Source organism: Streptomyces sp. ATLC9 (assembly GCF_057196705.1).
In genome coordinates, this window is sequence record NZ_JBXUOY010000294.1 from 1 (window position 1) to 6,042 (window position 6,042).

6 protein-coding genes are annotated in these 6,042 nt (G+C 72.6%); 5 read left to right on the forward strand and 1 reads right to left on the reverse strand.

Features of this window, described 5'->3' with window-relative positions:
* Positions 1–152: 152 nt before the first annotated feature.
* A complete protein-coding gene (locus AC2CJA_RS22835; RefSeq protein ID WP_484604558.1) occupies positions 153–794 on the forward strand; it encodes a DUF6879 family protein in 642 nt (213 codons plus the stop codon).
* On the opposite strand, the gene AC2CJA_RS22840 is transcribed toward AC2CJA_RS22835, so the two are convergent.
* Positions 683–1,588, reverse strand: a complete 906-nt coding sequence (locus AC2CJA_RS22840; RefSeq protein WP_484604559.1) for a dienelactone hydrolase family protein — start codon at positions 1,586–1,588, stop codon at positions 683–685. The genes AC2CJA_RS22835 and AC2CJA_RS22840 overlap by 112 nt on opposite strands.
* A gap of 388 nt (positions 1,589–1,976) precedes the next feature.
* Between AC2CJA_RS22840 and AC2CJA_RS22845 the strand changes: the two genes are divergently transcribed.
* From AC2CJA_RS22845 to AC2CJA_RS22860, 4 genes are all read left to right on the forward strand, one after another.
* The gene (locus tag AC2CJA_RS22845; RefSeq protein ID WP_484604560.1) at positions 1,977–2,963 is read left to right on the forward strand and encodes an AraC-like ligand-binding domain-containing protein; all 987 of its coding nucleotides are present in this window, start codon (positions 1,977–1,979) and stop codon (positions 2,961–2,963) included.
* 127 nt (positions 2,964–3,090) lie between these two features.
* Complete coding sequence (locus tag AC2CJA_RS22850) at positions 3,091–3,606, forward strand: peptidase inhibitor family I36 protein (protein ID WP_484604561.1); 516 nt, start codon at positions 3,091–3,093, stop codon at positions 3,604–3,606.
* A gap of 20 nt (positions 3,607–3,626) precedes the next feature.
* Complete coding sequence (locus AC2CJA_RS22855; RefSeq protein WP_484604562.1) at positions 3,627–4,607, forward strand: hypothetical protein; 981 nt, start codon at positions 3,627–3,629, stop codon at positions 4,605–4,607.
* A gap of 472 nt (positions 4,608–5,079) precedes the next feature.
* Positions 5,080–6,042, forward strand: a 963-nt coding sequence (locus AC2CJA_RS22860; RefSeq protein WP_484604563.1) for an N-6 DNA methylase, incomplete at its 3' end; no start/stop codon positions are given.

Here is a 6,042-nt window from a genome sequence, read left to right on the forward strand (position 1 = left end):
CTGGTGTAAGACCTCAACGGAGTACTCCGGGCGGGCAGTCGGTGATGAAGCAGAAAACCCCACGGCGCGAGCCGTAGGAATCCCCCTCCTTCAGGAGGGGGAGGAAGTCAACCCCAGGAGCATGATGATCGCGGCGAAACCGGATATCCCCAATGTTTGACTCGTTCCCGGCAGGTGAACCAGCGCGCCTCGACCGGAAGAAGTACCACGAGGACTTCTACCGCGTCTTCGAGAGCGGGATCCGGCAGCTGAGGAAGCTCGAGCGCGGCCAGCACTTCAGGGAGCGCGGCTTCCCGAGCTGGGAGGCCTTCGACTCCGGGGACTGGGAGGAGGCCCTCTCGCTCGCCGGGGAGAAACGCGAGGTGTACGCGCGGCAGTTGCGGGAGGCGCAACGCCTCGGAGTCCGGCAGCGCCGTCTGCGGGTGGTGGAGTTCCCCGTCACACCGTATGTGCAGTGGGAGTTCTTCGTACTCCGCCTCAAGGTGGAACTGGGCGACGAGATCAGGGCCGTCGACGCCCGCACCATCGCGGAGGTCGAGCGCGACCGGCCCGTGCCCGAGGTCGTGATCCTCGGGGACCGGGCCATGTACGAGGTGGTCTACGAGGACGGTGACGCGGCGGGCGCCAGGCGTTACACCGATCCCGCGCTGATCGCCGAGACCTCGGCCGGCTTCGACGCGCTCTACGAGCGCGGCGAGGACTTCACGGAGTTCTTCGAGCGGGAGATCGCTCCGCTGCCCCCGCCCGCCGTGGGGAGGCGTGTCGCCGCCGGGCACGGAGCACCGCCGGCCTGACCGCTGCCGTCCCGCTCCCCGCCGGCCGAGCCGCTCGGGCCGCTCGGGCCGTCCCGCCCGGGCGTCCAGCCAGGCGAAGGCGTCGTCCGAACCGCCGGTGAGACAGAGCGGTTTGGAGGCGGCGATGCTCGCCACGTCGGGGATGTACGGGTGGCGGGCCAGGCCCGGCAGGCGCCCATGGAGAAGCCCAGCGCCGCGACCCGTTCCGCGTCCACCTCGGGGAGGGAGGCGAGGAAGGCGGCGGCGCGCTGGTCCTCGCGGGCCATGAGGCCGGCCGGTGAGGAGCCGAGGTTGAACAGGTTGGCGGCGAGCGCCTGCCGGCTCTCGTAGGTCAGCCCCGAGCGGTCGCCCCGGCCGGGGGCGTCGCCGACGAAGCGCCCGCCGAAGCACCTGTCGGCCCAGGCGCGGGCCGAGGCCAGGCGCTCCCGGTCGTACCAGGGCCGTACGAGCTTCTCCTTGCCGATGTCGAACCGCGAGCCGTGGTCGTGCAGCAGCAGCACCGCCGGGTGCGGTCCCCGGCCGTCCGGCACCAGCATCAGCGCGCGCACCCGGCTCAGGCGCGTCAGGTTGAACACGACCGTGCGGCGGCGGTAGCCGTCGACGTGCTGCTCGTCGGTGGTCTCGGGGGCGAAGGGGGTGTCGTCCGGGGGCTGGAGGAGGTGCCGTTCGACGGTGGCGCGGGCCGCCTCGCGCCAGGCGGGGAGGTCCCGGATCGGTGAGGCGCCCCAGGCCAGGGGGAAGGTCAGCTCGCTCTTCAGCCGCTCGTGGAAGACCGGCAGGCCCTCGTCCACCACGGCCGGGGACTCGTAACCGGAGGGGGGCCGGGGGAGCGGGCTCGCGCCTCCTAGCGTGTGTCATGTACACCTCCCCCACGCCTCGCGGTGCTCCACCAGCGCCTCCCGCTCCGGCAAACGATCAAGCCTCATAACCGTCTCAGCCCATCCACCGGTGTCTCTGTTCCCCGCACTGGGCAACACCGGTCGACCGCTTCCCGGTGTCCGGTCCTCCGCCCCGGAACGAGGACTCCGCGAACAGGTGACCGAATCTCGTCGCTGACCGACAAGGCGTCCTTGCGAGGCGGTGCCGGCGTTCAGGACCGTTTCCGGGAGATACCCATCGGGCGGTACGGCCCGGCGAACAACGATGTGGCCGGGGAGGGCCGCGCGGGGAGGGACTCATCACATGGACCTGCTCTTCGACAGTGCCCAACAGCCGCCGGACGGCCGGGTGGAGGCATGGTGTGAGGTTACCGGGCGGGTGATGTCGCCCACCGAGCTGACCATAGGCCGGCCCGACGACTTCCGGGCGACGCTGCACGCCATGCCGCTGGGCGACATGGTGGTCTCGCACCTCACCTGCTCGTCGCACGGCTGCCGGCGTACGCCACGGCTGATCCGGCAGTCGGACCCGGAGCTCTACGGACTGGGGCTGGTGCTGGGCGGCCGGATCGGCGTCGTCCAAGCCGGGCGGGAGGCGGCCCTCGGTCCGCACGACCTGGCTCTGTACTCCACTTCCACGCCCTTCGAGGCCCTCATCGACGCGGGGCGCGGCACGGCCGGTCTCCTGGCCGTGCATGTGTCGCGCACCCTCATACCGATGGCCCCCGAACAGCTGGACCGGCTGCTGGCGGTACGGCTGCCGGGCCGGGATGCGATGGGTGCGCTGCTGATGGACTTCCTGACCCGGGTGACCGCCGACTCCACCGGCTACCGGACGGCCGACAGACCGCGCCTCGGCATGGTGCTGCTCGACCTGCTGAACGCCACGCTGGGGCACCACCTCGACTGCGTCCGGCGCGTCCCGCCGGAGTCCCGCCAGCGGGTGCTGCTGCTGCGGATCCAGGCGTTCATCGACCAGCGGCTGGACGACCCGCTGCTGTCGCCCGCCACCATCGCAGCGGCCCACCACATCTCCACCCGCTATCTGCACCTGCTCTTCCGGAGGCAGGGCCGTACGGTTGCCGAATGGATCCGGCGCCAGCGCCTGGAGCGCGTACGCGCCGACCTGACCGACCCGGCGATGGCCGCCCGCTCCATAGGCGAGATCGCCGCGCGTTGGGGGTTCCCCCACCCTGCCGCCTTCACCCGCACCTTCCGCGCCGCCTACGGCCTGGCGCCCCGCGACTACCGTCACCAGGTCACCGGAGTCCGGTGCGCTCAACGTCAATGAGCAGTGCGTGCGCGGCCAACGACACCCGAACGGGACCGGTCAAGAATGTGCTGTGTGACGCGTGCCCGGAGCTGATGGATGGGTCGGTCCGGGCGCGCAGCCCACTGTTCGGGAGGGGAGAGAGTCCATGACGACTTCCACGAAGAAGCGTCGCCTGATGGCAGCGCTGACCGCCCTTTTCGCGGCGTTCCTGGTCGGATTTGCCGCACCCGCCGGCGTCGCCGCACCCTTGTCGGCCGAGAGGGCCCCCACAGCCCAGCCGGTGCCGGTCGCGGTAGCGGAGGAGGAGGCCGGCGTCTCGCCGCCGGCCCGCTCGGACTGCCAGGCCACGTACTTCTGCGTATGGGTACACGCGGGCTATTCGGACGGCCCCGCCAGGTTCGCGGGCAACAACACCAACTGGGGAGCGTTCTCGCACTCGACCTGCCCGGGCAATACCTGGAGCAACTGCGCCTCGTCCGGCTTCAACAACGGCACCAGCGGCCTCGGCGTCCAGGTGTTCAACGGGACCAGTTACACGGGTGCCGGGGCATGCCTGCCGCGCGGCTGGTACCTGAGCAACTTCGCAGGCTACGTGTACCCGGACAGCAGCGTGTCGTTCAACGACACGATCAGCAGTAACCGCTGGTCCTCGGCCTGCTGACAGCCTCGGGACGCCACGGCGTGAGCACCGCGCTCAGGCACCGCGCCGCGGGTCACCGCGGCGCGGCGCCGACATTCGTCACCCTGGCCGTTCTGCTGAGTCTGGCCGTCCTGACCTGCTGTTCGGCACAGGCGGCCCGCTCCGGCACAACGACATCCCGGACGCCGAGCGACGACGCGGCCCGGTCGGCGGCCGAGACCCTGATCACCGACGACCCGGCGGCCCGCCAGGACCGGTGGCGGCTGTTCCGGGCCGAGCAGGTCCTCGTGGAACGGTGCATGCGGGAAGCGGGCCACCGCTACCTGGTCACCAGCCCGGGCCCGAAGCCCCCCGCCGGTCTGGTCACCGACGACGTGGTGGACGACGGCGGGCCCGCCACCTACGGTGTCACCGGATCGGCGGTGCACACCCTCGGCCCCGCGGACCGACCCGCCCAGGACGCCTACGTGGCGGGCCTGCCGGACGCGGAACGCACCCGCTACCTCACCGCGCTCAACGGTTCCCGCGAAGCGACGACCGAGCGGCTTCGCCTGCCGAGCGGTACCTCCGGTTCCTACGCCACCGGCGGGTGCGTGGCCCGGGCACGCGAGGAGCTGTACGGCAGCGTGCGCGCCGCCCTGGAGGACACTCTGGTGCCCCAGGACGTGACCAGGACGTTCGCCGTTCATCTGGAGTCCGACGACGGCTTCCGGGCCTCCCTGGCCGACTGGCGCGCCTGCATGACGGCCGCCGGGTGGGACGTGGCGAGCCCCGCCGATGCCGTCCGGTCGCTGGAGGCCCTGGCCGCCGAGGGCATCGGCGAAGCGGAGCTCAGGGCTCGTGAGAGGGCGCTGGCCGACACGGACGTGGCCTGCGACCGGGACTCGGGGTTGCGCCGCCGGATCGCCGAGGCACGCGCGGACTTCGTCGCCCGGCAGCCTCCCGAGACCTCCGAACGCCTGCGGCAGGTACAGCTGGCCCGGAGGAACGCCCTGCGCAGGACCGACGAGGTGCTGGCCTGACCTGCCTCCCCGCGAAGCGCGATGAGCCCGGCGTCGGAGCGCTCCCGGCCTGTCCCGTTACAGGCGGTCGGGTGGACTACGCGGAGCGGCGGGGCCAGTGCGGCGTCATGGGTTCTTCTCCGTCAGGGCATCGACCGACCGTAACGCTTGCGGGCCGCGGCGTGCGCGGTGACCGCCGGTGAAATCGGCGGGAGGCCGTCCGCAGCGGTTCGCTGAATTCCGGCCGGGCCCGGCCCCGCCGCGCGGACCGGCTCCCCCGTGCCGTTCGCGACACGGGGCTTCGGTAGCCACGCTCCGGGGTACCCCTCCCGGTCCGTCCCCCGTGACCCGGCGCCTCGTTCTGTGAACGGTGTCAAACGCCGTAGTAACCTGCCCGGTGACACCGATTGTTCGAATCCCGGCGCTCCCATCGGAGCTTTGAATTCGAACAGGTGCCTGTGGCAACCCGACTGACCCGACCCCGGAGATCCCGATGCCTTCACGACGCGCAGTGCCGGTCACCCTCGCGGAGATCGCGCGGATCGCCGGGGTGGGGCGGGCGGCCGTCAGCAACTGGCGGCGCAGGCACGACACCTTCCCCGCCCGGATCGGCGGCACCGACGCCGGCCCCCAGTTCTCCCTCGCCGAGATCGAGCAGTGGCTGCGGGAGAACGGCAAGCTCAAGGAGGTCGGCGGACGCGAGCTGCTCTGGCCCGGCTTCGAGGCCCTCGGCGGCCGGGAGGAGACGGGCCTGGCCATCGCCGAGGCCGGAGGGCGGATGCGCGGCGGCGGGACTCCCGCGACCGTCGCCTCCCTGTCCGAGCGGGCCGGGGAACTGGTCGGCGAGGCCGTGGCGCTGGGGCGGCGCGAGGGGGCGCGGGAGGTCTTCGAGTTCCTGCTGCAGCGCTGGCTGGACGCCCATGTCCGCCAGGTCAGCGCCAGCCCCCGGTCCCTGGCGGACCTGATGGCCGAGGTCGCCCTGGCGGCGCACCCGTCCCCGGCCGGGGACGGAGCCGGGGACGGCGGGGCGACCGTGCTCGACCCGGCCTGCGGCGCGGGCCATCTGCTGGACGCCGCCGCACGGGTCCGGGCGTCCGCGGGAGCCGCACGCGTCACCCTGCTGGGCTGCGACAGCGACCCGGCGCTGGCCGCGCTGGCCGCCTCGCGGCTGGCGTTCGTCACCGACGAGGCGAGTGCCGCCGGCGAGGCGGGCGGGGCTGGGGCGCGGGTGACGGCGGACGTGCGGGAGGGCGACTCCCTGCGCGCCGACCCCCATGAGCGGGCCGCCGCGGACGTCGTGCTGTGCAACCCGCCCTTCAACGAACGCGACTGGGGCTACGAGGAGTTGTCCACCGACCGGCGCTGGGTGCACGGCCTGCCGCCGCGCACCGAGTCCGAGCTGGCCTGGGTGCAGCACGCCCTGGCCCGGCTGCGGCCGGGCGGCACCGCCGTGCTG